The 24,432-nt window shown below is 70.2% G+C and carries 20 protein-coding genes and 2 tRNA genes; 15 read left to right on the forward strand and 7 right to left on the reverse strand.

Annotation, left to right across the window (positions count from 1 at the left end; genetic code table 11):
- Window positions 1-20: 20 nt before the first annotated feature.
- Complete coding sequence (locus I8N67_RS00140) at window positions 21-539, reverse strand: DsbA family protein (protein ID WP_200300463.1); 519 nt, start codon at window positions 537-539, stop codon at window positions 21-23.
- Window positions 540-749: 210 nt separating this feature from the next.
- Here I8N67_RS00140 and I8N67_RS00145 point away from each other — a divergent pair, with 210 nt between their 5' ends.
- Entirely contained in the window at window positions 750-1,205 is a 456-nt protein-coding gene (locus tag I8N67_RS00145) for a hypothetical protein (RefSeq protein WP_200300464.1), read from the forward strand.
- 180 nt (window positions 1,206-1,385) lie between these two features.
- The gene (locus tag I8N67_RS00150) at window positions 1,386-1,538 is read left to right on the forward strand and encodes a hypothetical protein (RefSeq protein WP_200300465.1); all 153 of its coding nucleotides are present in this window, start codon (window positions 1,386-1,388) and stop codon (window positions 1,536-1,538) included.
- Window positions 1,539-1,617: 79 nt separating this feature from the next.
- On the opposite strand, the gene I8N67_RS00155 is transcribed toward I8N67_RS00150, so the two are convergent.
- On the reverse strand, window positions 1,618-2,178 hold the full coding sequence (locus tag I8N67_RS00155) for a CGNR zinc finger domain-containing protein (protein WP_200300466.1): 561 nt from the start codon (window positions 2,176-2,178) through the stop codon (window positions 1,618-1,620).
- A 288-nt stretch (window positions 2,179-2,466) separates the two neighbouring features.
- The gene (locus tag I8N67_RS00160) at window positions 2,467-2,880 is read right to left on the reverse strand and encodes an SsgA family sporulation/cell division regulator (RefSeq protein ID WP_004002642.1); all 414 of its coding nucleotides are present in this window, start codon (window positions 2,878-2,880) and stop codon (window positions 2,467-2,469) included.
- 191 nt (window positions 2,881-3,071) lie between these two features.
- Here I8N67_RS00160 and I8N67_RS00165 point away from each other — a divergent pair, with 191 nt between their 5' ends.
- The 7 genes from I8N67_RS00165 to I8N67_RS00195 all read left to right on the forward strand — a co-directional run bounded on the left by I8N67_RS00165 (window position 3,072) and on the right by I8N67_RS00195 (window position 10,950).
- Complete coding sequence (locus tag I8N67_RS00165) at window positions 3,072-3,551, forward strand: TIGR02611 family protein (RefSeq protein WP_200300467.1); 480 nt, start codon at window positions 3,072-3,074, stop codon at window positions 3,549-3,551.
- Between the two features lie 79 nt (window positions 3,552-3,630).
- Window positions 3,631-3,702: transfer RNA gene (locus I8N67_RS00170), tRNA-Val, on the forward strand.
- 559 nt (window positions 3,703-4,261) lie between these two features.
- Window positions 4,262-5,551, forward strand: a complete 1,290-nt coding sequence (locus tag I8N67_RS00175; protein ID WP_200300468.1) for an ABC transporter substrate-binding protein — start codon at window positions 4,262-4,264, stop codon at window positions 5,549-5,551.
- Window positions 5,551-6,549 (forward strand): carbohydrate ABC transporter permease, encoded by a 999-nt coding sequence (locus I8N67_RS00180; RefSeq protein WP_200300469.1) that lies wholly within the window; start codon window positions 5,551-5,553, stop codon window positions 6,547-6,549. Before I8N67_RS00175 ends, I8N67_RS00180 begins: the two co-directional genes overlap by 1 nt.
- Window positions 6,549-7,442 carry a carbohydrate ABC transporter permease gene (locus I8N67_RS00185; RefSeq protein WP_200300470.1) on the forward strand — a complete coding sequence of 298 codons (894 nt, stop codon included), beginning with the start codon at window positions 6,549-6,551 and terminating at the stop codon, window positions 7,440-7,442. Before I8N67_RS00180 ends, I8N67_RS00185 begins: the two co-directional genes overlap by 1 nt.
- A 12-nt stretch (window positions 7,443-7,454) precedes the next feature.
- Window positions 7,455-8,060, forward strand: coding sequence for a hypothetical protein (locus I8N67_RS00190; protein ID WP_200300471.1), 606 nt, complete (start codon window positions 7,455-7,457; stop codon window positions 8,058-8,060).
- A 142-nt stretch (window positions 8,061-8,202) separates the two neighbouring features.
- Window positions 8,203-10,950 carry an exo-rhamnogalacturonan lyase family protein gene (locus tag I8N67_RS00195; protein WP_200300472.1) on the forward strand — a complete coding sequence of 916 codons (2,748 nt, stop codon included), beginning with the start codon at window positions 8,203-8,205 and terminating at the stop codon, window positions 10,948-10,950.
- Window positions 10,951-11,047: 97 nt separating this feature from the next.
- Here I8N67_RS00195 and I8N67_RS00200 read toward each other — a convergent pair whose 3' ends face one another.
- A complete protein-coding gene (locus I8N67_RS00200) occupies window positions 11,048-13,519 on the reverse strand; it encodes an SCO7613 C-terminal domain-containing membrane protein (RefSeq protein WP_200300473.1) in 2,472 nt (823 codons plus the stop codon).
- 66 nt (window positions 13,520-13,585) lie between these two features.
- Between I8N67_RS00200 and I8N67_RS00205 the strand changes: the two genes are divergently transcribed.
- Together I8N67_RS00205 and I8N67_RS00210 are read left to right on the forward strand one after the other, a co-directional pair.
- The gene (locus tag I8N67_RS00205; protein ID WP_200300474.1) at window positions 13,586-14,044 is read left to right on the forward strand and encodes an SRPBCC family protein; all 459 of its coding nucleotides are present in this window, start codon (window positions 13,586-13,588) and stop codon (window positions 14,042-14,044) included.
- Between the two features lie 39 nt (window positions 14,045-14,083).
- Window positions 14,084-14,155, forward strand: a tRNA-Val gene (locus I8N67_RS00210).
- Window positions 14,156-14,222: 67 nt separating this feature from the next.
- On the opposite strand, the gene I8N67_RS00215 is transcribed toward I8N67_RS00210, so the two are convergent.
- Window positions 14,223-14,951: a 3'-5' exonuclease gene (locus tag I8N67_RS00215; RefSeq protein WP_200300475.1), complete on the reverse strand. Its 729-nt coding sequence runs from the start codon at window positions 14,949-14,951 to the stop codon at window positions 14,223-14,225.
- A 169-nt stretch (window positions 14,952-15,120) separates the two neighbouring features.
- Here I8N67_RS00215 and I8N67_RS00220 point away from each other — a divergent pair, with 169 nt between their 5' ends.
- From I8N67_RS00220 to I8N67_RS00235, 4 genes are all read left to right on the forward strand, one after another.
- A complete protein-coding gene (locus I8N67_RS00220; protein ID WP_200300476.1) occupies window positions 15,121-15,687 on the forward strand; it encodes a DUF4365 domain-containing protein in 567 nt (188 codons plus the stop codon).
- Window positions 15,688-15,812: 125 nt separating this feature from the next.
- Window positions 15,813-17,042, forward strand: coding sequence for a hypothetical protein (locus I8N67_RS00225; protein ID WP_200300477.1), 1,230 nt, complete (start codon window positions 15,813-15,815; stop codon window positions 17,040-17,042).
- Window positions 17,043-17,145: 103 nt separating this feature from the next.
- Complete coding sequence (gene thrS / locus I8N67_RS00230) at window positions 17,146-19,122, forward strand: threonine--tRNA ligase (RefSeq protein WP_200300478.1); 1,977 nt, start codon at window positions 17,146-17,148, stop codon at window positions 19,120-19,122.
- Between the two features lie 96 nt (window positions 19,123-19,218).
- Window positions 19,219-19,782 (forward strand): HIT family protein, encoded by a 564-nt coding sequence (locus tag I8N67_RS00235; protein ID WP_200300479.1) that lies wholly within the window; start codon window positions 19,219-19,221, stop codon window positions 19,780-19,782.
- A gap of 204 nt (window positions 19,783-19,986) precedes the next feature.
- On the opposite strand, the gene I8N67_RS00240 is transcribed toward I8N67_RS00235, so the two are convergent.
- On the reverse strand, window positions 19,987-21,657 hold the full coding sequence (locus I8N67_RS00240; protein ID WP_200300480.1) for an AbeC-like domain-containing protein: 1,671 nt from the start codon (window positions 21,655-21,657) through the stop codon (window positions 19,987-19,989).
- A 327-nt stretch (window positions 21,658-21,984) separates the two neighbouring features.
- Window positions 21,985-24,174: an elongation factor G-like protein EF-G2 gene (locus tag I8N67_RS00245; protein ID WP_200300610.1), complete on the reverse strand. Its 2,190-nt coding sequence runs from the start codon at window positions 24,172-24,174 to the stop codon at window positions 21,985-21,987.
- Window positions 24,175-24,432: the final 258 nt, after the last annotated feature.

Below are 24,432 nucleotides of genomic sequence, written 5' to 3' on the forward strand. Positions count from 1 at the left end.
ACCGCGAGTGGTCCCCGGGGTCAGACGCCCCCGGCCAGCAACCGGTCGGCGATCTCCTCGACGCGCTCGCGCAGCCCGGCCCGGCTCTTGCCGCCGTCGAGGCGCTCGCCGCCGATGACATAGGTGGGGGTGCCGGTCACGCCGATCGCCTTGCCTTCGGCCTGGTCGGCGTCGACGATCAGGATGTGCCGGCCGTCGATCAGCGCGGTGTCGAACTCCTCGGCGTCCAGCCCGAGTTCACGGGCCACGTCGACCAGGAGCGGCTCTCCCGCACGGTCCAGTTCCTCGACCCGGCCGAGCACGGCCTCGACGTACGGCCACGCCTGCCCCTGCTCCGCGGCCTCCTCGGCGGCCTGCGCGGCGGCGAAGGCGTGCTTGTGCTTCTCCAGCGGGAAGTGCCGCAGCCGTACGTCGAGCCGGTCGCCGTAGCGGGCCCGCAGCGCACGGATGTCGTCGAGGGCGCTACGGCAGTCGGGGCACTGGAGTTCGCACCAGACGTCCAGGACGACGGCGGACGGTACGGGGGAGGAGTCGCTCATGGGGATCAGTCTCCCAGCCGGGGCCGCACCGGCCCAATCGGTCGGCCCCCGGCGGCCCGACGCTCGGCTCCACCCGGGCGGCGCGACCCCGAGACGACCCGGAGATGTCCCTGAGGTCTCCCCTGGACCATGGCATATCGGACGGGTGGCGGTGCAGGATGGAAGGGACGGACCGAGACCGCCCGACCCGAGCAGTGCCTGGAGGACCGGATGATTGCCGAGACAGTCTGTGCCGCCGTCTCCGTGGCAGGCCTGGGCATCGCCGCGATCACGGCGTACCGGAAGCGTTTCCTCAGGGCGACTCGCATCGCCGCCTATTCCCTCGTGCCCCTCGGCCTGGTGATGACCGGGGTCGTCGAATGGGTGGCGGACACCGCCTTCAGCCCGACCGCGTGGGCCGGCTTCGGTGTGCTCGGCGCCGCCTGGTTCCTGTTCATGACGACACGCGCGGTCGAGCGCCGCCGCGGAGTCACCGGCAAGGAGCGCAAGGCGGCCGAGCCGTCGCGCACCGGGGCGATAGCCCCCGAGGCCTCGGCACCCTCGCTGGGCCCGGGCGCACGGCCAGGGGCCCGCCCGGCAGCCGCACCCCGGGCGGCCGGCTCCGGCGCGACCGGCAAGGACGACTTCAGCGACATCGAGGCGATCCTCAAGAAGCACGGCATCTGATCCGGCGGAGCCCGGCATCGGGCCGCCCGAGGCCTCGCCGACTGAAACGACACAGTAGGTCGGGCGGCGGCGCCGAAGTGATCACGTTCGCTCCGGACCTTGAGGATATTGGCGAACTCTCCGTCATTCCGGGTGGGTTGATCGCGCGGAGGGCCTCCGCTGCGTCATCATCGCGGCGAGATGCTGGACACAACACAGAGCGACACGACCGCCCCACCACAGGAGCGGCGAGGTTGTCTCTTCGCGCTCTCCCAGCCACCGCTGATGATCTTCCTTGCGGTGATCGGCTGCCTGCTGCTCATGGCGTCACTGCACGACCTGCTGATGCTCTGAGCCGTAAACGGAGCCCCTGACGTCACCCGTCGAGGGCTCCGTCAGCCCCCGCCGTCCCGGCCGCCGGTCCGCGGCCTCCTCAGCCCGCTGCCTCCTTGCGGCGCGCCCGGTAGGCGGCCACGTGCAGACGGTTGCCACAGGTGCGGCTGTCGCAGTAACGGCGCGAGCGGTTGCGGGAGAGGTCGACGAAGGCGCGCCGGCAGTCGGGCGCCTCGCAGCGGCGCAGCCGCTCCTGCTCCCCGGCGACGACGAAGAAGGCGAGCGCCATGCCGCAGTCGGCCGCGAGATGGTCGGCGACGGACGCGCCCGGCGCGAAGTAATGCACATGCCAGTCGTAGCCGTCGTGGTCGGTGAGCCGGGGGGTGGTGCCCGCCGCGGCGATCAGATCGTTGATGACCGAGGCGGCCGAGCCCGCCTCGGGGGCCGCGAAGACCTCGGTGAACCGGCCGCGGACCTTGCGCACCGCCGCGAGATCGAACTCGGACAGGACGCCGACGTCGCTGATCTCGTGGTTTCGTACGAAGTCCTCAAGCGACGCGAGATCCGTGAGCCCGTCCGTCGCCGAGTCGTTCTCCGGCGCGGTGTTCACCAGATCCACCACGGTGTCGAGGGCGCACCGGGTGTCGTGGGTGATCAGCACGTTTCGCTCCCTGGCCTGCGAGGGTCGGGCGGGCGCCCGCCGATGCTGGCCGATCGTAGTGGCTCGGCGAAGCGGTGGACCGGCACGGGACCGGCCTGGAGCGCCCCTGTCACGACCGGAACGGGCCAGGGGGCGAATTGGTGCCCCGGCCGGTCACAGCGCGGCGACGCCGTCCCGTGGAGCGCTCCACGGGACGGCGTCGATGGTCGGCCTGAGCCGTATTCGGTTGTCTGGGCCCGAGCCGTCTCCCCGAGTGGACGGCGCCGGGCGGCTCTGTGAGGCCTCGCCCTAGCTTTCGGCCAGGATGTGCGAGAGCTCCTGATCGAGGTCGAAGTGCCGATGTTCCGTGCCCGGCGGCACGGCGGCGTCTGTGCGCTTCAGGAAGGACTCCAGCGCCCGCGCCGGGGCTTCGAGGAGGGCCTCGCCCTCCGGAGAGCTCAGGGCGATGCACACGACGCCCTGGCCGTGGCTGCGGGACGGCCAGACACGGACGTCGCCGGTGCCGGTGGGCCGGTGCAGGCCCTCGGCGAGGAGGTCGCGGGCGAACACCCATTCGACCGTTTCCTCCGCTCCGGTGTGGAAGGTGGCGTGCACGGCGTAGGGATCGGCCGTGTCATACCGCAGTCCCGCGGGAACAGGCAGTGAGGACTCGCTCGACACAACGAGGCGCAGGTGCAGCTCGCAGCTGACCGTGGTGTTCATAAGCGCCAAGGCCTTTCGCTCAGTGTGCGCTCGGGGATTCGCACGTCGGCGAAATCGACATGCCACCTACGGTGCCGTTGTAAACCCCTCTGGGAGTTTTGCGTCGCTTTTGGTAGCTCATCCGGCCGAGACCGTCTTGGTCCGGTACGACCATTCCGGTGACCGGTTTCTCTCGGGTAGGGTTTGGCTGTATGAGCACGGGGAGTGACGGAACGGGGGAGGCCGCTGTGGCGGCCGACGGGACGAAGAGTGAAGCAGACGTAGCGAACAGTGAGGCCGATGTGGCGAAGAATGAAGCGCCGCTCGGATCCCGTGCGCCGCAATTCATCAAAGCCCGGCGGATGCTGCACGTCAGCTGGCAGGTGGCGGTTTTCGTCATCGGGCTCGCCGTGGTCGTCGCAGGCGTGATCATGCTTCCGCTGCCCGGCCCCGGCTGGGTCGTGATCTTCGGTGGCATGGCGATCTGGGCAACCGAATTCGTCTGGGCCCAACTGGCGCTCCGCTGGACCAAGCGGAAGGTCACCGAGGCCACCCAACGGGCCCTCGACCCCAAGGTCCGGCGCCGCAACATCATTCTCACGACGATCGGCCTGGTGATCGTGGCTGTCCTCGTGGGTATCTACGTCTGGAAGTTCGGCTTCGAGATGCCCTGGAACATCAAGGACCAGTGATCCCCGACAGGGCGGCATCAGGGCTTCCGGACGTGGTCGTAGGCACCCCCTGACATGGGGTAATGTTCTTCCTGCGCCCGGGCGATTAGCTCAGCGGGAGAGCGCTTCGTTCACACCGAAGAGGTCACTGGTTCGAACCCAGTATCGCCCACCGATCGATTGCGGCCCGGCCCACGGAAACGTGGGCCGGGCCGTTTTCGTCGTGAATAGGCAGGAGATGTGCGGGGGTATTCAGGCGCCGCCCAAGGCGCCCGGGCCGTCCGAAATCCGTAGGGCCGGCGGTCGGCAGGGCGCCCTCCGCCGGTGACGCGCGCGGCCGGTGCGGTGCCTTCAACTCCGCTTCCGTGCGGCTGTGTCGGGCACTCTCCGCCTCCGTCGAAGGTGCTCGAGCCCGGTCGGCTCGTCCCGCTTCCGAGGGCCGGTCGGGCTGTGGCGGCGCCTCGCCCCGCTGACTCCTTTCAGGCTCACCTGTTTCCTGCTCGGCGGGCCACATCGCGTTCGACCCGTCGATCGCAACTCCCTGGCCTGGCCTTTCAGTTGATCATGTGTCACCTGGGATGCCTCCTCGGGCGGCCCAACGGCGACTCCGCTTTCCATCAATTCCTGTCCGAATCATTGACGTCTCCTGAGGGTCTCCGTACCTTGTGCCAGCAAGCGCTTACTTGAAACGATTCATGGAGCGGGACGCAACGTCGCGGGGAGGCTCAACCATGCAGCAAAACAGGAACGTTGAGAGGCGAACGGTCCTCAAGGCGGCCGGAGCCTCACTGGCCGTAGCGGGGCTCGGGGCGACGGCCACGGCCTGCGGCGGCGACAGTGGTACGGGGGACGGGACGGTGACGATCCGTTACGCCTGGTGGGGCGCCGAGGACCGGGCCGAGCGCATCAACAAGACCGTGGAGCTTTTCCACAAGAAGTACCCGAAGATCAAGGTGAAGACGGACTTTCAGCCCTACACCGACTTCTGGAAGAAGTTCAACACCCAGGCCTCCGGTGGAAATCCGCCGGACGTGTTCCAGAATGCCATTGGATTCCTGCGCAAATACGACGCGAAGAATGTGCTGCTCGATCTCGGCGCACAGGTCGAGGCGGGCAACCTCTCCATGGACGGCTTCAGAGCGGGCCTGGAGAAGTTCGGCGAGATCGACGGAAAACTGCTCGGTGTTCCGGTCGGTTCCAACTCGATGGCCCTGGTCGTCGACACGCCCGTCTACACCAAGGCGGGTGTGAAACCGGAGCAGGGCTGGACCTGGGACGACTACGACGCGGCGATGAAGAAGATCCGCGACAAGACGGGCCGTGCCGGTGACACCGGCCCGTACAACGTCATGTACCTCTACGACCTCTACCTGCGCCAGAACGGCAAGGCGTTCTTCACCGAGGACGGGCTCGGTTTCGCCGAGGAGGATCTGAAGGCCTGGTGGACGAAGGCCGAGAAGGCGGTCGAGGAGGGTATCTACGCCGACGTCAAGAAGGTCACCCAGATCAAGCCCAAGTCGGCGGTCTCCGGGGAGATCGCCGCCGGCGAGTTCACCTGGGACAACTTCACCATCCGTTACAGCTCCGAGGGCAAGAGCGAGTACGGCCTCGCCCCCATCCCGACCACGGACGGCAAGAGGACCGGCCAGTACCTCGGCTCGCTGATGCTCAGCGCGTCCAAGCGCACCCAGCACCCCAAAGAAGTCGCACAGTTCATCGACTTCATGGTGCACGAGCCTGAGGTCGCCAAGATCATGGGTTACGACCGGGGTGTGCCCGCGACACAGGCCCAGTACGACGCGTTCGCGCCGACCGACCCGGTCAACAAGGCGATCGCCGCGTACGAGGAGTCCCTCGTCTCGTCGGGCGTCCTGGAGCCCATCACCCCGCACCCGAACGGCGCGGACATCTGTGAGGCCGCGTTCCTGCGCATCGGCGAGGAGATCGGCCTGGGCAAGCGGTCGGTGGACGACGCCGTCAAGCAGTTCTTCACCGAGTCGAAGACGGCTCTCGGCAGCTGATGGGAACCGCCGTGACACACGCCCCTGCGATGGAGGACCTGACCAAGGACTCCAAGCCGCGGCACCGTCCGGCCAAGCCTCCGCGCCCCGCCGCACTCAAGCGGCGGGGCCGCCGGGAGAGCCTGGCCGGCTATCTCTTCATGTCCCCGTGGATCGCCGGTTTCCTGCTGCTGACAGCGGGCCCGATGGTCGCCTCGCTCTACTTCGCCTTCACCGACTACAACCTGTTCGACTCACCCAAGTGGATCGGGCTCGACAACTTCTCCGAGATGTTCGCCGACGAGCGCTGGCGCCACTCGGTGCGGGTGACGCTCTGGTACGTCGTCGTCGGTACGCCGCTCAAGCTGCTCGCGGCCCTCGGCGTAGCCCTGCTCCTGGCCCAGAAACGGCGCGGACAGGCCTTCTACCGGGCCGCCTTCTACGCGCCCTCACTGATCGGGGCCAGCGTCTCCATCGCGATCGTCTGGAAGGCGATCTTCTCGGACGACGCGATCGTCGACCGTACGCAGAAGACCTTCGGCATCGACGTGGGCGGCTGGACCGGCGACCCCGACCTGATCATCTACAGCCTGGTGGCGCTCACAGTCTGGCAGTTCGGTGCGCCCATGGTCATCTTCCTCGCCGGTCTCAAGCAGGTCCCGCGCGAGCTGTACGAGGCCGCCGAGGTCGACGGGGCGGGCCCCTGGCGGCGGTTCTGGAACATCACCCTGCCGATGATCTCCCCGGTCCTCTTCTTCAACGTCCTGCTGGAGACGATCCACTCCTTCCAGATCTTCAGTTCGGCGTACATCGTCGGTGGTGGCGCCGGAGGCAATGCCTGTGGTCCGGCCGACGGTTCGATGGTCTACACCTGTTATCTCTACGTCCAGGGCTTCGAGAACAGCCGGATGGGGCTGGCCTCCGCGATGGCCTGGCTGCTGCTGGTCGCGGTCGCCCTGGTGACGGCGGTGCTGTTCTGGTCCCAGAGGCGCTGGGTGCACTACGAGGAGGGTGCCTGATGAGCGCACAGGCCACCGAGATGACGCCGGCCCCGTCGGCGAGGACGAGTGCCTTCCGGCGTAGACTGCCCGGTTCCGTCGCCTGGCACATCGGGTCCCTGCTCGTCCTGGCGGTGATCCTCTACCCGGTGATCTGGGTCGTCGGCGGCTCGTTCAAGAAGAGCGAGGACGTCGTCGGCAGCCTGGACCTCTTCCCGGGCGACCCGGTCATCGCGAACTACACGAGCCTCGCCGACGGCATCGCGGACATCCCGATCTCCACGTTCTTCGTCAACTCGCTCACCCTCGCCGTCGGTTCGGTGATCGGGATCCTGGTGTCCTGCTCGCTGACCGCGTACGCCTTCGCGAAGATCAGGTTCGCGGGCCGGAACCTGCTCTTCACGCTGATGATCGGCACGCTCCTGTTGCCGTACCACGTGCTGCTGATCCCGCAGTACGTGCTGTTCCGCAACATGGAAATGATCAACACGTACACCCCGCTGCTGCTGCCGAAGTACCTGGCCACGGAGGCGTTCTTCGTCTTCCTGATGGTGCAGTTCATGCGGAACCTGCCCAAGGAGCTCGACGAGGCGGCCCGGCTCGACGGCTGCGGGCACTTGAGGATCTACTGGTCGATCGTGCTGCCGCTGTGCCGGCCCGCGCTCATCACCAGTGCGATCTTCACGTTCATCAACTCCTGGAACGACTTCATGGGGCCGTTGATCTACATCAACGAGCCGGACAAGTACACGGTCTCGCTCGGCCTGAAGATGTTCGTGGACCAGGAGGGCGTGGCCAACTACGGCGGCATGATCGCGATGTCGCTGGTGGCCCTGCTGCCGGTGCTCGCCTTCTTCCTCGCCTTCCAGCGCTATCTGATCGACGGCATGGCCACATCCGGCCTGAAGGGCTGAGGGGAACCGACCATGTCCCAGGCCCGTGTGAAGGCCGCCACCAAGGTGCGCGAGGAGTCCCCGCTCGCCGAGCGGTTCGCCCTGTTCGCCGAGTGTCTGCTCACCGGGGTGTGGATCGCGGTGGCCTCGCTGCCGCTGGTGACGTACCCCGCCGCGTTCGCCGCCGGCTCCCGGCACCTGCGACGCCGTACGGCCCATGAGGGCGGCGGCTGGCGGGAGTTCATGGCCGACTTCCGGGCGGCGGTGCGCGGCGGCTGGCTCGTCGGGCTCGCCGGATGGGCGGCGCTCGCGGCGGTGTGGGTGGACGTCCAGGCCGTGCGCGCCGGCATCCCGGGTGGGCCGCTGGTCGGCGTCGTCGGGGTCCTCGCGCTGATCGGCGCCGTCGTCGCCGGACTGCGCGCGGCGGCGCTCTGGCGGCCCGGCGCCACCTGGCGGGCCCTGCTCGGCGCGGCCGGGCGGCGGACCGTGCTCGACCCCGCCGGGTCCTTCCTGCTCGTCGGCGGACTGGCCGTGGTGGCCTGCTCCGCCTGGTTCGTCGCACCGCTGGCGATCCCGGTCCTCGGGTCCGTCGCGGCGGCGGCCGTCGCCGTGGAGGAGCGGTACCGGCGCCGCCGCTGACCGGCGGTGCCCTCACTCCGGGCGGGCGCCACCGACCGGGCCGCGCCGCTCGAAACAAGGTCGGCGCCCTGGGCGTCGTACCTCTCTCTGTCATGCCCCTGACCACCCGCACGCAAGACTTCCCGTACGGAAAGGAAAGGCCATGTCCCCCATCGACCGCAGGTCCCTGCTGAAGGCGGCTGCTGTCGCCGGAGCCGCCGCGCAGTTCAGCTGGGCGCTAGGGAGTACGAACGCCCAGGCCGCGCCCGGAGCCGAGGCCGCGGAGGCCGAACCGGTGACCCTGGACTGGCTGGAAAGCGGCGGCCTCGGCGCCGCGCCGGGGTCCACCGTGGGCGTGCCCTGGCCCAAGGGCGCCTACGAGAAGGAACAGTCGTTCTCTCTGAAGGACGCGGAGGGCAAGCAGGTCCCCGTCCAGTCCTGGCCCATCGGCTACTGGCCCGACGGCTCCGTGAAGTGGACCGCGCACGCGGTCGGCGCGGGCGCCGGCTCCGGCAAGCTCACCCTCGCCGCCGGCACTGCCGCCGCACCCGAGAAGAAGGTCACCGTCGACAAGAGCGGCGGCACCATCACCGTGTCGACCGGCGTCATCACCGCCAAGCTCGGCAAGAGCGGCTCGACCCTCGTCAAGTCCGTCCTGCGCGGCTCCACCGAGGTCGCCCACACCGGCCGCCTCGTGCTGCTGCGGCAGCCGGAGATCGAGGACGGCGACCAGGGCACGGTCAAGTACGAACGCTTCGAGAGCGTCATCGACGAGGCCGAGGTCGAGCAGGAGGGCCCGGTCCGCGCCGTGGTCCGCATCGACGGCAAGCACCGTAAGGGCGGCAGAAGCTGGCTGCCCTTCTCCATCCGGCTCTACTTCTACGCGGGCGCGGAATCGTTCCGCATGGTGCACACCATCACCTTCGACGGCGCCCAGGAGCCCGGCAAGGCGAGCGGCGACTTCATCCGGGGCATCGGCGTCCGCTTCAAGGTCCCGATGCGCGACGCGGCGTACGACCGGCACATCCGTATCGGCGGCGAGGGCACCGGGCTGCTGCGTGAGGCCGTCAAGGGCGTCACCGGGCTGCGGCGCGACCCGGGCGCGGCCGTGCGCACCGCCCAGTTCGAGGGCGAGAAGCTGCCGGACCCCTCGATGTGGGACCAGCGGGTCACCACCCGCCTCCAGTACATCCCCGAGTGGGGCGACTACACGCTCTCGCAGCTCTCCGCCGACGGCTTCGGCGTCCGCAAGCGGACGAAGGAGGGCCACGGCTGGATCCCGGCCGGCGGCGGCCGACGGGCGAGCGGCTTCGGTTACGTCGGCGGCGCGAGCGGCGGATTCGCCTTCGGCCTCAGGGACTTCTGGGAGAAGTTCCCCGCCCAGCTCGACATCCGCGACGCCCACACCGACAACGCCGAGGTCACCCTCTGGCTCTGGTCGCCCGAGGCGCAGCCCATGGACCTGCGCTTCTACCACGACGGCATGGGCCAGGACACCTACCCCGAGCAGCTCGAAGGCCTCAACATCACCTATGAGGACTACGAGCCCGAGTTCGGCACCCCCTACGGGATCGCCCGGACCAGCGAACTCCTCTTCTGGGCCCACGAGTCCACCCCGAGCGCCGAGGACATGGCCAAGCAGGTCGAGGCCGTACGCACGCCCCCGCAGCTCGCCGCCCCGCCCAAGCAGCTCATCAAGGCGGGCGTCTTCGGCAAGCTCTTCGCCGAACCGGACCGCACCACCGCCGCCAAGGCCAAGATCGAGGACCACCTCGACTTCCTCTTCACCTATTACAAGGACCAGGTGGAGATGCGCCGTTGGTACGGCTTCTGGGACTACGGCGACATCATGCACAGCTACGACCCCAGCCGCCACCAGTGGTGCTACGACGTCGGCGGCTACGCCTGGGACAACTCGGAACTCTCGCCCGACCTGTGGCTGTGGTTCGCGTACATGCGTTCCGGCCGCGCCGACATCTTCCGCTTCGCCGAGGCCATGACCCGCCACACCGGCGAGGTCGACGTCTACCACCTCGGCCAATGGGCCGGCCTCGGCACCCGCCACGGCGTCCAGCACTACGCGGACAGTGCCAAGCAGCAGCGCATCGCCAACACCACGTACCGCCGCTACTACTACTTCCTCACCGCCGACGAACGCGTCGGCGACCTCATGCACGCCAACGTCGACTCCGACGAGACGTTCCTCGTCCTCGACCCCATCCGCAAGATCCGCACCGAGCCGTACACGCCCGACCGCAACGCCCTGTCGATCGGTTTCGGCACCGACTGGTCCGGGCTGGTGTCGGCGTGGCTCACCGAGTGGGAGCGGCGCGGCCCCAAGTGGGAGAAGGCCAAGGCCCGGGTCCTGTCGACCATGGAGACGATCGCGGCCCAGCCCAACGGCTTCGTCCAGGGCAACGCGCTCTACGACCTCGACACGGGCAAGTTCGCCGTCGCGACCGAGCCCCGCGTCGGCGTCTCGCACCTCTCCGCGATGTTCGGCCTGGTCGAGCTGAACGCCGAACTCCTCGACCAGATCGACATGCCGAAGTTCAAGGAGGCATGGCTCGACTACTGCCGCTACTTCAACGCCACCAAGGCGGAGCAGGCCGCTCGCTACGGGTCCAACTTCGGCTCCCTGCTGCTCTTCCAGGGGCACTCGCGGCAGGACGCGTACGCCGCCGTCCAGTTGGGCGACGACAAGCTGGCGGCCCGGGCGTGGCGGCAGTTCTACAACAGCGCCGACCCCTGGGACTACAAGGAGTCGACCGACTGGTCCACGAAGAAGATCGAGGGCCCGACGGCTCTGGTGCCGGGCAGTGAGGCGGCGTGGGTCTCGACCAACGCGACGGCGCTGTACGGGCTGGCGGCCATCCAGAACCTCGCGTTGGTGGGCGACAAGATGCCGTGACGCTCCGCCGGGGGAGCAGGTGGTGACTTGGCACCTGGGGGAACTGCGGGTCCGTTGTGGCTGGACGCGCAGTTCCCCGCGCCCCTTGAGGGGCGCCTCAGTTCAGCTTTCCCAGGATGTTCCGCATGCGGCGGGCGTCGCGTAGGCGCTGCTCGTATGTGGCTCCCAGGGCGAGGAGTGTCAGGCCTGCCAGGGCGGGCGGTACCCAGCGCGGTAGTGCGCCCATGACCTGGGCGATGTACGGCGCGAGTTCGTGGAGGGTGACCAGGACGAGGGTGGCGCCGCCGAGGAGGAGTGGGGCCTGGAGGCGGTGGCGGGCGCCCACGAGAGTGATGACCAGGGCCGCGACGCCCAGCAGCAGTGGGCGGAGCCAGTGCTCGTCGCCCCAGGCCGCGGCCAGGCTCGGCAGGAGAGTCACCGCGAGGCCCGGGCAGTACGCCGTCCACGACGAGGCGGTCGGGTCGCGGCGCCGGCGGAGATGGCCGACGACCAGCGCGGGGACGGTCACCGGCAGGGTGTACGCCTCCGGGGAGCCGACCTCCCAGACCGCCAGCCGCACCCAGGAGGCCAGCACGAAGAGCGCGGCGGCCGCGTAGCCGACGTGGCGCCGGTCCGGTCGTACCGCCGTACCCGCGGCGATCACTCCGCCGAGGGCGAGGATGAGGGCCAGCAGGGGCGGGTCGGCGGCGGCGAGGCCGATGGCCACGAGGCCCGCCGCGGCGCCGGTCGCCTCGACCGGGACGGTCATGAGGGAGTCGCCGGGACGAGCGGCGAGGAGGGCCGCCGCGATCGGCACGGCGAGGACGAGCAAGGCCGTATGCGCCGGCTTCCAGTCGGCGGACGCGCCGATCGCGCAGGTCAGAGCGGTGGCGTAGACGAGGGAGGCGGGCGCGGTGAGGGGGCCGAGGCCCGTGCGCCAGGCCGCGAGCGCGAACAGGGCGGTCGAGGCGGCGAGCACGGTGAGGGTGGCCGGTTCGGCGGCGAGGGAGAGGAGGGCGAGGCTCAGGGAGGTGACGAGGGCCAGCAGGGCGCCGGTGAGGGGCAGCGGAGCCTGGAGGCGCTTGGGCGCGGCAGAGCGTACGAGTCCCGCGAAGCCCAGCGTGGCCGCGACGACGAGGCCCTGCACCACCATCGCTGCCGTGTACGGCAGTTGGAGAACCGCGGGGAGTACCAGGGCCGTCGCCCACGCCAGGACGAACGCGCCCACCAGGGCCGGGGTGCGCCATGGCGCGTTGCGCCCGGCCATCGCCAGCACCACGGCGACCACGGCGAGCACCAGGGGAACCGTCTCCGCGTTCGGCGGCCAGGGCGCGTCGAGGGTCACCGCCCTGCGGGCGTCCGCCGGCGCGCCGGACCAGATCCGCTCGATCCAGCCGGCCGGGCCCAGCAGCACGAGGAGCAGGACCGGGAGTGCGGTGGCCAGGGCGAGGGCCTGGACGACGGCGGAGGCGTGGGCGAGACCTCGGCGTACGGGCTCGGGCGCCCGCATCCGTACGGCGGCGAGCAGTGCGACCCCGCAGAGCAGATAGCCGGGGACCGTCCACACGTCGGACAGGACCGACCGTGCGATCCCACCGAGACCGGCGACCAGGAGGAGCCCGCCGGTCAGCGCGGCGCCGAGGGCCAGGGCCGGCTTCGGCGCGTGCCGGGCGGCGGTCAGCGCGATCGCGGCGGCGAGGGCGAGGAGCGCCGCCGCACGGGCGGCGGCGTCCGGGCCGACGGCGACCCAGGAGAGCCACCCGGCCGCCCATACGCCCCAGGCACCCCAGCCGCACGCACCGACCACGGCGACGATCCGAAGCGGCTTCACGGGCACCCGCAGCGCGACCCAGGTGTCGGCCGCCGCTGTCACCAGCAGCACGACCGTGACCGTCTCCACGCTCGCCTTCATCGCGAACGACCAGAGGAGGAGGGGGAGTTGCGCGACGATCAGAGCGAGGGGGAGCGGCAGACTCAGCGGAGTGCGGGTACGCGCCCTCGTGTCTCCGGTGACTGAGGGAGTGGCAGTTGGCGTGAGCGCGCCGAGCCCCAGGCCGTACGCCGCCCAGGTCGCCGCGAGCACCGCCGACGCGGCCGCCGCGTACGCGGTGCCTTTCGCCCCGGCGAACGCGACCTCGTGCAGGGCGTATGCGTCGAGGACCGTCAGGGCGACGCCGAGGCCGGCCACCGCCTCGGCGGTCGAGCGCAGGCCTCGCCGGAGGAGCGGCACCGGGATGCCGAGCGCGGTCACCGTCACCGCACCGAGGATCAGAGCCCGGCCGGCGATTCCCAGCTGCCCCCAGCTGACCAGCGTGAACGCGATCGCGGCGATGGTCAGCAGAACGCCGCCGAGGACCAGCAGCACGTTCTGGACCCTGGGCGCCGTCGCCTCGGGCCGCCGCACCGGCGGCGCCACGGCCGCGGGGACCTGCGCGTACAGGACGTTGACCAGCCAGGCGCGCCGCGCCAGCAGAAACGTACGACGGGCGTCGAGTTGCCGAAGCTCGGAGTCGAGGACCCGCAACTCCTCAGCTGGGGACGGAAAATGCGTCATGCTCCGGAGTGTGGTCCGGGTCACGTCGTACGACATGAGTGCGGATACTCAGGACGTACTCAGATCCCGCACAGACAGCCCCTGTGCAGGCAGAATCCCCCCATGGACTGGTGTCACTACCGCTTCCGCAGCCGCTGGGATCTGCCCGCGCCACCCGCCGCCGTGTACGACGTGCTCCAGCGGGCCGACCACTACCCGAACTGGTGGCCGCAGGTGCGCGAGGTCGTCCGGCTCGATGACACCAGCGGCACCATGCGCATCCGCTCGGCCCTGCCGTACGACCTCGCCTTCACCGCCCGCGAGGTACGGCGCGATCAGGCGGCCGGGGTCCTGGAGATCGAGATGGCCGGCGACGTCGACGGCTGGGCCCGCTGGACGCTCACCGCAGACGGCATCGGCACCCTCGCCCGCTACGACCAGGAGGTCGACGTCACCAAGCCCCTGCTGCGCCGGCTCGCGGTACCCGGACGCCCCGTGTTCCGCGCCAACCACGCGCTGATGATGCGGGCGGGACGGCGAGGCCTCCTCGCGTACCTCGCGGCCGGTGCCCAAGGGGTTTGAACCAGACCCGTCGGGACCTGTATGGTTCAGTGCGTTCCCGGGCGATTAGCTCAGTGGAAGAGCGCTTCGTTCACACCGAAGAGGTCACTGGTTCGAACCCAGTATCGCCCACCCGGAAGAACCGGTCCGTCGATGACGGACCGGTTTTCTTGTGCGCCCACACCGTCCGCCGGTGCTCTCACGCCGCCGCGGCCGGCAGGTCCGGACGCAGTGGCCACGCCGGGTCCACCGCCTCCTCCGTGCCGCTGCGCGCGAACCACGCCTGCAGACCGCGTGCCTGAGCCGCGTGCCACACGGCCTGCAGGGTGTGCAGTTCGGCGGGGGAGAGACGGGCCAGCCGGACGGCGAATCGGCGGCCCACCGCGCGTGCGACGTCCATCGCGGCCTGCGCGTCGGCCGCCGCGTCGTGCGCGCCGTCCAGGACGACCTCGTAGTGCGCGCACAGATCGGTGAGCGTGCGCCGGCCCTTGCGGTAGCGGTCCAGATGCTTGTCGAGGACCCGCGGATCGAGGACCCGCAACGGTGTCGCCTCGAACCAGTGGTCCAGCGACGAGGCGCGGTGCCGCCGCAACTCGCGGTCCAGCATGGTCAGATCGAACGGCGCGTTCATGATCACCAGCGGACGGCCGCGCGTCGCCTGCTCGGCCAGCGCCCTGGCTATCTCCTCCATCACCGGTGCCGGCCAGCGGCCGTCGCGCTGCAGCCGCTCCTCCGTCAGCCCGTGTATCGCCGTCGCCGCTTCGGGCACCGGCACGCCCGGGTTCACCATCCACCGGGTCACCCGGGGACGGGTGCCGGGCCCGTCCTGGACGACTACGGCGGCCGACACGATCCGGTCGGTCTCCACGTCCACGCCCGTGGTCTCCGTGTCGAACGCCGCCAAGGGCCCCTCGTACCAACACGTCATGCGTATACAACTCCTCGTTCACCCACCGCAGCTGACGTCCCGTCTTCTGCCTGTTTGGTGATACCCGGGCTGTTTGCGCCGTACGCCGGAAGGAGACAACAGAAGTACGGGTCCGCGCAGTTCAGCGGCTCGGCACGCGGAAACACCGGTAATCGGAAGGCTGTTGGGCATGGCCATAGCGCAGCCCGAGCGGGGCGGGCTGCTGCCCGAGCACGCGGCATCGCACCGCGGCTCCCTCGCCACCACCGCCTGCATGGAGACACTGCAGGTGGGTTATCTGCACGCCGTCGCCGCCGCGGCGGGCTGCTCCCTCTCCCAGCCCTTTCCGGACAACGGCATCGACTGGCACGTCAGCCACGGCTCGCCCGGGCACACGGTCGACGACGAGGTCACCATCAAGGTGCAGCTCAAGGCCACTTACCAGCTCGCGCCGAGCCCGCCCGGCCGGTTCTTCTCCTTCACCCTCGACAACGCCCACCTGGCGAAGCTCGCCCGCACTCCCGTCTCGGTGCACAAGATCCTGGTCGTGATGATCGTCCCGAGATCGCAGGAGCAGTGGCTGCGGGCCGGCCACGACCGGCTCGACCTGCGGCACTGCTGCTACTGGATCAACCTCGCCGGACAACCGATCACCGGTCGGCGCCGCACCACCGTCCGCATACCGACCTCGCGCATCTTCGACGACCGAGCGCTCTGCGAGATCATGACGCGGGTCGGAACGGGAGGCAGACCGTGACCCACCGCCCCAACGACGAAGACGGCCCAGGTCCGCGCCCGGGACCGCGTCCTTCCGGCGCGGACGGGCCCGGCCGGCGCCCCTATGGCGAGAGCGCGTCCGGTCGGCGCTCGTACGGCGAGGACGTGGCCGTACGCCGTCCCATCGGCGAACCCGTGCGGCCCGGGCGGTCCCACCCCGTCGAGCCCACCTGGACCCAGCCGCCCGACGCCGCCCAGGTCGACCCCGCCGTCCTCGGCGCCCTCCTGCGCCGGCACGGCTGGCAGCGGCGCGGCGGCGCCGCCGGACGCTACGGCCGCTGGACCCCGCCCGGCCCGGCCGGCCGGGGCATGAGCCTGCTCGTGCCGGAGAACCGGGCCTTCCCCGACAGTGACGATCTGCTCGGCGAGGCCCTCACCGCCCTGTCCCGGAGCGGGTCGCCCGCCGCCCGTGACGTGCTGGTCGCACTCGCCGTGCCCAGCGACGAGATCCACTGGTGGCGGGACGTTCCGACCGGCCCCGCGGGCACCGCCTCCTGGGTCGTCGAGGACCGACTGCGCTCGGCCGCCCGCCAGATGCTCCTCGCGGCGGCCCTGGCCACCCGCGCGCGGGCCGGCTACTACGGAGCCCGGCACCGCCGCCCCGCCGCCGCCTCCCTGGAGGGCGTCCTCGTCGGAGCCGCCCCCGGCGGCCGCCGCCTCACCGCCTTCGTCCCCGTCGCCACCGGCCGCCCCCTCGCCCTCCGCCTCCACCAGGCCCTCTACGCCACCCGCGAGGCCATCGACTACCGGCGCGCCACCGGCGGCATGGACGCCTTCGACGGCGCCGTCGGGGCAGGCGTGAGCCATGAACTGACCGAGGCCCTTGTCGCCCTCGTCCGCGGCACCGAGGGCGCCCGGGTCGCCGTCGACTGGGCGCCCGCCGCAGGCGTCCCCGAGGGCGGTGCGATCCCGGCCGAGCCCGTCGAGTTCTCGCCGGGCGACCTGCCCGTGCTCCGCGAGGCCGGGGCGCGCTACCTGCGCGAGGAGCCCTCGATGCCGGTGCGGATCACCGGGGCCGTCGTGCGGATGCGCCGGTCGGGGGCGCGCGGCGCGGGCACGGTACGGCTCCGGGTCATCGCCGGGGCCGAGGTCCCGCACGTCCGGATGACCCTGGACGAGGAGTCGTACCGGATAGCGGGGCAGGCCCATCTCGTCGGGCTGCCGGTGCGGGTGCACGGGCGGCTGGAGAGCCGGGGCGGGTTCCGACGGCTCACCGACGCCGACGGGGTCGCACCCGTGCAGGTCGACGAGGCGGAGCGGGACCGGCTGATGAAGTCGCTGCAGGAGACCGCGGAGATCACGGCCTTCTTCGAGGAGGCGTGCGGCGGGGACTGAGGCCCTTGACGCTTATGCGTTGTGAGAGGGCACTGTGGGCTCGGTACGATTCCCGGGTGCGTACGCACCTGCGTACGCACCCGCCTTCAGTCAGGAGAGACCGGTGTCCGACGTCCGTGTGATCATCCAACGCGATTCCGAGCGGGAAGAACGCGTGGTGACGACGGGCACTACGGCCGCCGAACTCTTCGCCGGCGAGCGCACCGTCGTCGCGGCCCGGGTGGCCGGCGAGCTCAAGGACCTCGCGTACGAGGTGAAGGACGGCGAGACCGTCGAGAGCGTGGAGATCTCCTCCGAGGACGGCCTGAACATCCTGCGCCACTCCACCGCACACGTGATGGCGCAAGCCGTGCAGGAGTTGTTCCCCGAGGCCAAGCTGGGCATCGGGCCGCCGGTCCGGGACGGCTTCTACTACGACTTCGACGTCGCGAAGCCGTTCACGCCCGAGGATCTCAAAGCCGTCGAGAAGAAGATGCAGGAGATCCAGAAGCGCGGCCAGCGCTTCTCGCGGCGCGTGGTGACCGACGAGGCGGCGCGTGCGGAGCTGGCGTCGGAGCCGTACAAGCTGGAACTGATCGGTATCAAGGGCTCCGCGTCGAGTGACGACGGCGCGGACGTCGAGGTGGGCGGCGGCGAGCTGACCATCTACGACAACCACGACGCCAAGACCGGCGACCTGTGCTGGAAGGACCTCTGCCGCGGTCCCCACCTGCCCACCACCCGGAACATCCCGGCGTTCAAGCTGATGCGCAACGCCGCCGCGTACTGGCGCGGCAGCGAGAAGAACCCGATGCTCCAGCGCATCTACGGCACCGCCTGGCCCTCCAAGGAGGAGCTGAAGGCGCACCTCGACTTCCTCGCCGAGGCCGAGAAGCGTGACCACCGCAAGCTGGGCAACGAACTCGACCTGTTCTCCATCCCGGACGAGATCGGCTCCGGCCTCGCCGTCTTCCACCCCAAGGGCGGCATCATCCGCCGGGTCATGGAGGACTACTCGCGCCGCCGCCACGAGGAGGAGGGCTACGAGTTCGTCTACACCCCGCACGCCACGAAGGGGAAGCTCTTCGAGGTCTCGGGCCACCTGGACTGGTACGCCGACGGCATGTACCCGCCCATGCAGCTCGACGAGGGCGTGGACTACTACCTCAAGCCCATGAACTGCCCGATGCACAACCTGATCTTCGACGCGCGCGGCCGCTCCTACCGCGAACTGCCGCTGCGGCTCTTCGAGTTCGGGACCGTGTACCGGTACGAGAAGTCGGGTGTCGTGCACGGTCTGACCCGTGCCCGGGGCTTCACGCAGGACGACGCGCACATCTACTGCACCCGCGAACAGATGGCGGACGAGCTCGACAAGACGCTCACCTTCGTCCTGAACCTGCTGCGGGACTACGGCCTCACCGACTTCTACCTGGAGCTGTCCACCAAGGACCCGGAGAAGTTCGTCGGCTCCGACGAGGCCTGGGAGGAGGCCACGGAGACGCTCCGCCAGGTCGCCGAGAAGCAGGGCCTCCCGCTGGTCCCGGACCCGGGCGGCGCCGCCTTCTACGGTCCGAAGATCTCCGTCCAGGCCAAGGACGCGATCGGCCGGACCTGGCAGATGTCGACGGTCCAGCTGGACTTCAACCTGCCGGAGCGCTTCGACCTGGAGTACACCGGCCCGGACGGCTCCAAGCAGCGCCCGGTCATGATCCACCGCGCGCTGTTCGGCTCGATCGAGCGCTTCTTCGCGGTGCTCCTCGAGCACTACGCGGGCGCGTTCCCGGCGTGGCTGGCGCCCGTCCAGGCGGTCGGCATCCCGATCGGCGACGCGCACGTGGAGTACCTGCAGAAGTTCGCCGTGGAGGCGAAGAAGAAGGGGCTGCGCGTGGACGTGGACGCCTCCTCCGACCGCATGCAGAAGAAGATCCGGAACGCCCAGAAGGCGAAGGTGCCCTTCATGGTCATCGCGGGCGACGAGGACATGGCGGCCGGCGCGGTCTCCTTCCGCTACCGCGACGGCTCCCAGGAGAACGGCATCCCGCTCGACGAGGCGATCGCGAAGATCGTGCAGGTCGTGCAGGACCGCGTCCAGATCTGAGGCGTACGGCGCCCGCGCCGGACGACGATCGCAGGCCCCCGGGGTTCAGCTCCCGGGGGCCGCACCCGGCGACACGCCGCGAACAGGCGAAGCCATATGCTGCATGTCATGACGAGTGAGCCGGAGCAGCAGATCGGAGTGGGGACGCAGGACGCGTTCCAGCGCCTGTGGACGCCCCACCGGATGGCCTACATCCAGGGCGAGAACAAGCCGACCGGCCCCGGAGCCGACGACGGCTGCCCGTTCTGCTCGATCCCGGCCAAATCGGATGAGGACGGCCTGCTCATCAGGCGCGGGGAGCACGTGTACGCGGTGCTCAACCTCTACCCGTACAACGGCGGCCACCTCATGGTCGTGCCCTACCGTCATGTCGCCGACTACACCGACCTCACCGCGCCGGAGACCGCCGAACTGGCCGAGCTGACCAAGCAGTCCATGACGGCCCTCCGCACCGCCTCCGGCGCCCACGGCTTCAACATCGGCATGAACCAGGGCACCGTCGCCGGCGCCGGCATCGCCGCCCACCTCCACCAGCACATCGTCCCCCGCTGGGGCGGCGACACCAACTTCATGCCGGTCGTCGGCCACACGAAGGTGCTGCCGCAACTGTTGGCCGACACCCGCAAAATGCTCGCGGACGCCTGGCCGACCGCCGCCTGAACCGTGGGTTGAGCACGTTTTCGGCTGCCGGTTGTGTGTGGTTGCTCGTGCAGTTCCCCGCGCCCCTAAAAGCAAAAGCACCAGGGGCGCCCCCTGCCTTTGCTTTTAAGGGGCGCGGGGAACTGCGCGACCAGCCACGACGAAGCCGCAGCCGAAAACGCACCCACCCCCCCCACGCACCCCCCGCTCAAGCCGGCGCAGCGCTCACGCGTCGTAGAGGTCAGCCTTGCGAGGCGTGGGATCCTGCACCGCCCCGCTGAGCATCCCGGCCCGCGACCCGAACTTCTCGGTGTCCACGCCGTTCTCCTCCAGCACCTTGAGGGCGGCGGTGTGGACCACGCGGAGCACGGGCGTGGCGGCGCGCAGCGCGTCGTCCGCCATGAAGCGGTGCCGCCACGGCTGGTCCGCCCAGGCGTGCCGCAGGCCGAACGGCTCCGGCAGGCCCATGGAGCCGCCGAGCCAGTTGAGCAGCGGCGGATACCAGGTCAGCGGGGCGCGGGCGGCGAGCCGTACGACCTCGTCCGTGTCGACGAGCGGCAGCTTCACCTTGCGGGTCTCCCAGAAGCGCAGCGACTTCTGGACTTCCTTCTCCTTGGCCGCCGGCTTGGTGGTGAACAGTCCGTGGACCGGGCCCAGGGCGTGGCCGGTGACCTCGATGCGGAGTGTCTGGTGCAGGACGGTGACCGTGACGAGCATGGTGATGACCAACTGGCCGTCCCAGAGCGTCCACTGGACGCCCAGGTAGTGCCGGTTGCCGCTGCCGAAGTGCTGTTTGTTGCAGATGTCCTGTATGGCGTGGTTCTTGTACTGGTACGCGTCCACGTCGGTGCCCTCGGGCCGGGCCACGCCGCCGGCGCCCTCACCGATCGGGCTGACGATCCAGTGCTTGATCGAAGGGGCCGCGAAACCACCGGTGTTGAGGGGGGTGCGCTCCAGCATGCGGAGCTGGTCGTGGATGGAGCGTATGACGTCCCAGCTGCGGAAGGGATGGATCTCCTTGCCGGGGTCGGCCGCCACGAGATCCTCGGCGAGCTGCCAGCTGCCCCAGCGGGTGCCCATGCCGAGGATGCCCTTGGGGCCGGCGTAGAAGACGAGGTTGGAGCGCTGCTCGGCGCTGAGCCGGGCGAGTTCCTTGCGCAGCTGCTCGGCCTTGGTCTCGCCGGGGCTGCCGGGCACGGCCTCGGGGATCTTGGCGCCGATGCCGCCGCCGGACAGCAGGCTGTCCCAGCGGTCTCGCAGGTCCTTGGCGGTGCGCTCGCAGATCTGCTTCGCCCAGAACCAGCCGACCACGGGAAGCACGACGCACGCACGCGCGTACCAGGCCCAGAAGCCGGTGAACGGCATCTTGAGCAGGAAGATCACGGCGAGGGCGCCCACGGCGACCAGCAGCGTGGTGGCGAGAGCGCCGGCCCGCTTGTCGTCGCGCTTGCCGACCGTCGTGCGGATCTGGAAGACCAGCAGCCACAGCAGGAGTCCGGGCAGGAAGAGCACGCCGCACAGGACCATCACCGCCGAGAGCCAGTTGTCGCGCTCCCTGCGGATGTTGTTCGCCGCGAGACAGTGCTCGACGACGACCTGCGGCTCCATGCCGAAGGACTGGATGAGCGGCTTGCGGCCCGCGCCGACCATGCGGTCCCGCACCGCCAGGGAGAACGCCTCCCCGAGATTCGGCCGGAAAATGGTCGCCCACTTGCGGCCCGGTTTGACCGTGGACTTGTGCCAGTCGTTGTTGGTCTTGAGGATCTCCGCGATCTCGTTGTCCCGGTAGGCCGCGGACGCCAGGGCGTACGTCGCCGCTGTCTGGCCCGCGGCGCCCGTGAGCGGCACCTGCGCCCCGGGAGTGAAATCGAATTCGTTCGCCACCGCCGCCCCCATCGCCGCACATTCGCTCCTGCGGCTTTCCCGACTTCCGTGCTCCGCACACCTGTTGATCAGGTCATCGCCTGATCTGGTCCTGATCGAGCCACACTTGTCGATCAGGTGATCAGCGTATCCGCAGCCACGGACATCGCGCGGTGCGAAGAACGGACATTCACGGAACCCACCGCCCTGGAACCGCCCTGGAACCGGCTTGAAGCGGCCTAGAGCCGACTTTGCCCCCTGCGGAACCACCCGCAACCGTCGGCGGACGGCCAGAGCCGCCCGCCGACGGTCACCAGTACCTGCCGTCGAGCCCCCGTCGATCCCGAACCCGCAGCTCTCCTACGCCCGTTCGCGGAGCCTCTCGGCGACCTGGACGGGCATCGGCTCGTGCCGGGTGTACCGGCGGCCGAAGCGCGCGGTGCCGTGGGACAGGGAGCGCAGGTCGACGGCGTACCGGTCGATCTCGATCTCCGGTACCTCGGCCCGTACGAGGGTGCGTCCGCCGCCGGACTGCTCGGTGCCGACGACCCGGCCGCGCCGTCCGGACAGGTCGCTCATCACGGCGCCCACGTACGAGTCGCCGACCAGGACCGACACCTCGGCCACCGGCTCCAGGAGGTGGATCTTCGCGTCGGCCGCGGCCTCGCGCAGGGCCAGCGCGCCCGCCGTCTGGAACGCGGCGTCCGAGGAGTCCACCGAGTGGGCCTTGCCGTCCCGCAGGGTGATCCGGACGTCGATGAGCGGATAGCCGGCCGCGACCCCCTTGGCGGCCTGCGTCCGCACGCCCTTCTCGACGGACGGGATGAACTGCCTCGGCACGGCACCGCCGACGACCTTGTCCACGAACTCGATGCCGGAGCCGCCGGGCAGCGGCTCCACCTCGATCTCGCAGATCGCGTACTGCCCGTGTCCGCCGGACTGCTTCACATGCCGGCCGCGCCCGGCCGACTTGTCGGCGAACGTCTCCCGTAGGGAGACCTTGTGCGGTACGACGTCGACCTGGACGCCGTACCGGCTGCGCAGCCGCTCCAGCGCCACGTCGGCGTGCGCCTCGCCCAGGCACCAGAGGACGACCTGGTGGGTGTCCTGGTTCTGCTCCAGCCGCATGGTCGGGTCCTCGGCGACCAGCCGGGCGAGGCCCTGGGAGAGCTTGTCCTCGTCGGCCTTGCTGTGCGCGTGGATGGCGAGCGGCAGCAGCGGGTCGGGCATCTCCCACGGCTCCATGAGCAGCGGATCGTCCTTGGCCGAAAGCGTGTCCCCGGTCTCCGCGCGGCTCAGCTTGGCCACGCAGGCCAGGTCTCCCGCGATACAGCGCGTGAGGGTCCGCTGCTGTTTCCCGAACGGCGCGGACAGGGCGCCGATCCGCTCGTCGACATCGTGGTCCTCGTGCCCGCGGTCGGCGAGTCCGTGCCCCGACACGTGCACCGTCTCGTCGGGGTGCAGGGTCCCGGAGAAGACGCGGACGAGCGAGATACGGCCCACATAGGGGTCGCTCGCGGTCTTCACGACCTCGGCGACCAGCGGTCCGTCCGGGTCGCAGGCCCCCTGGAGGTCGCGGGGCCTGCCGTCCGGTGTGGTCACCGAGGGCGCCTCGCGCTCCAGGGGGGTGGGGAAGCCGCCGGTGATCAGTTCCAGCAGTTCGACCGTGCCGAGGCCCTGCCGGGCGCCTTCGGCGGCGGGGGCGGCGGCCAGCACGGGGTGGAAGACCCCGCGGGCGACGGCCCGCTCCAGGTCGTCGACGAGTGTCTTGACGTCGATGGCCTCGCCGCCGAGATAGCGGTCCATGAGGGTCTCGTCCTCGCTCTCGGCGATGATCCCCTCGATGAGCCGGTCGCGGGCCTCCTCGATCGCCGGCAGTTGCTCGGGGCCCGGCTCGGACTCCTTGCGCTCCCCGGAGGAGTAGTCGAACAGCTTCTGCGACAGCAGCCCGGTCAGACCGGTCACGGGTGCGTGCCCGTCGGGCCCCTGCGGGCCGTGCAGCGGCAGGTAGAGCGGCAGCACGGCGTCGGGGTCGTCCCCGCCGAACGTCTCGGCGCAGACCCGGGTCATCTCCTCGAAGTCCGCCCGCGCGGCCTCCAGATGCGTCACCACGATCGCCCGCGGCATGCCGACCGCCGCGCACTCCTCCCACACCATGCGGGTCGAGCCGTCCACGCCGTCCGACGCCGAGACGACGAAAAGGGCCGCGTCCGCCGCTCGCAGACCGGCCCTGAGTTCCCCGACGAAGTCGGCGTATCCGGGGGTGTCCAATAGATTGATCTTGTATCCGCCCCATTCGACGGGGACGAGGGAGAGCTGCACCGAGCGTTGCTGCCGGTGTTCGATCTCGTCGTAGTCGGAGACGGTGCCGCCGTCCTCCACACGGCCCGCCCGGTTCACCGCTCCCGCCGTCAGCGCGAGAGCCTCCACCAGAGTCGTCTTGCCCGAACCGGAGTGGCCGACCAGCACCACATTCCGTACGGACGCGGGGTGGTCGGCCGCCGTAGCCCTGCCGGCGGCTCCGGGATGTGCGTTCGCCTTGTCGCCCATGATCCTGCCTCCCGTGCACGGTGAGGTCACTGTGGGCGCGGACATACGGATCCTCCCCCAGACTCCGTCCGGAGGGACCCCCAGCGGTGGCGGCTCCGGTGACGCCCGCGGTGTCTTCGAGCTTGGCACTCGCGTCACCGCCCGTCCATACGACGGACGCGATCGCTCCTCGCGGCCCAGGTGAGGCCCGGTGCCACAGCGCCGCGGGTCCCGTCGTGACACCGGCGTCGACCGCACGTGACACGGCGGGCCGGTGCC

The sequence above is a fragment of the Streptomyces adelaidensis genome (genome assembly GCF_016598475.1).
Classification (GTDB): domain Bacteria; phylum Actinomycetota; class Actinomycetes; order Streptomycetales; family Streptomycetaceae; genus Streptomyces; species Streptomyces adelaidensis.

Coding starts and splice junctions, on each gene's coding strand:
- I8N67_RS00140 (WP_200300463.1), bottom strand. CDS start 539: ATGAGCGACTCCTCCCCCGTACCGTCCGCCGTCGTCCTGGACGTCTGG.
- I8N67_RS00145 (WP_200300464.1), top strand. CDS start 750: ATGATTGCCGAGACAGTCTGTGCCGCCGTCTCCGTGGCAGGCCTGGGC.
- I8N67_RS00150 (WP_200300465.1), top strand. CDS start 1,386: ATGCTGGACACAACACAGAGCGACACGACCGCCCCACCACAGGAGCGG.
- I8N67_RS00160 (WP_004002642.1), bottom strand. CDS start 2,880: ATGAACACCACGGTCAGCTGCGAGCTGCACCTGCGCCTCGTTGTGTCG.
- I8N67_RS00165 (WP_200300467.1), top strand. CDS start 3,072: ATGAGCACGGGGAGTGACGGAACGGGGGAGGCCGCTGTGGCGGCCGAC.
- I8N67_RS00175 (WP_200300468.1), top strand. CDS start 4,262: ATGCAGCAAAACAGGAACGTTGAGAGGCGAACGGTCCTCAAGGCGGCC.
- I8N67_RS00180 (WP_200300469.1), top strand. CDS start 5,551: ATGGGAACCGCCGTGACACACGCCCCTGCGATGGAGGACCTGACCAAG.
- I8N67_RS00185 (WP_200300470.1), top strand. CDS start 6,549: ATGAGCGCACAGGCCACCGAGATGACGCCGGCCCCGTCGGCGAGGACG.
- I8N67_RS00190 (WP_200300471.1), top strand. CDS start 7,455: ATGTCCCAGGCCCGTGTGAAGGCCGCCACCAAGGTGCGCGAGGAGTCC.
- I8N67_RS00195 (WP_200300472.1), top strand. CDS start 8,203: ATGTCCCCCATCGACCGCAGGTCCCTGCTGAAGGCGGCTGCTGTCGCC.
- I8N67_RS00200 (WP_200300473.1), bottom strand. CDS start 13,519: ATGTCGTACGACGTGACCCGGACCACACTCCGGAGCATGACGCATTTT.
- I8N67_RS00205 (WP_200300474.1), top strand. CDS start 13,586: ATGGACTGGTGTCACTACCGCTTCCGCAGCCGCTGGGATCTGCCCGCG.
- I8N67_RS00215 (WP_200300475.1), bottom strand. CDS start 14,951: ATGACGTGTTGGTACGAGGGGCCCTTGGCGGCGTTCGACACGGAGACC.
- I8N67_RS00220 (WP_200300476.1), top strand. CDS start 15,121: ATGGCCATAGCGCAGCCCGAGCGGGGCGGGCTGCTGCCCGAGCACGCG.
- I8N67_RS00235 (WP_200300479.1), top strand. CDS start 19,219: ATGCTGCATGTCATGACGAGTGAGCCGGAGCAGCAGATCGGAGTGGGG.
- I8N67_RS00240 (WP_200300480.1), bottom strand. CDS start 21,657: ATGGGGGCGGCGGTGGCGAACGAATTCGATTTCACTCCCGGGGCGCAG.
- I8N67_RS00245 (WP_200300610.1), bottom strand. CDS start 24,174: ATGGGCGACAAGGCGAACGCACATCCCGGAGCCGCCGGCAGGGCTACG.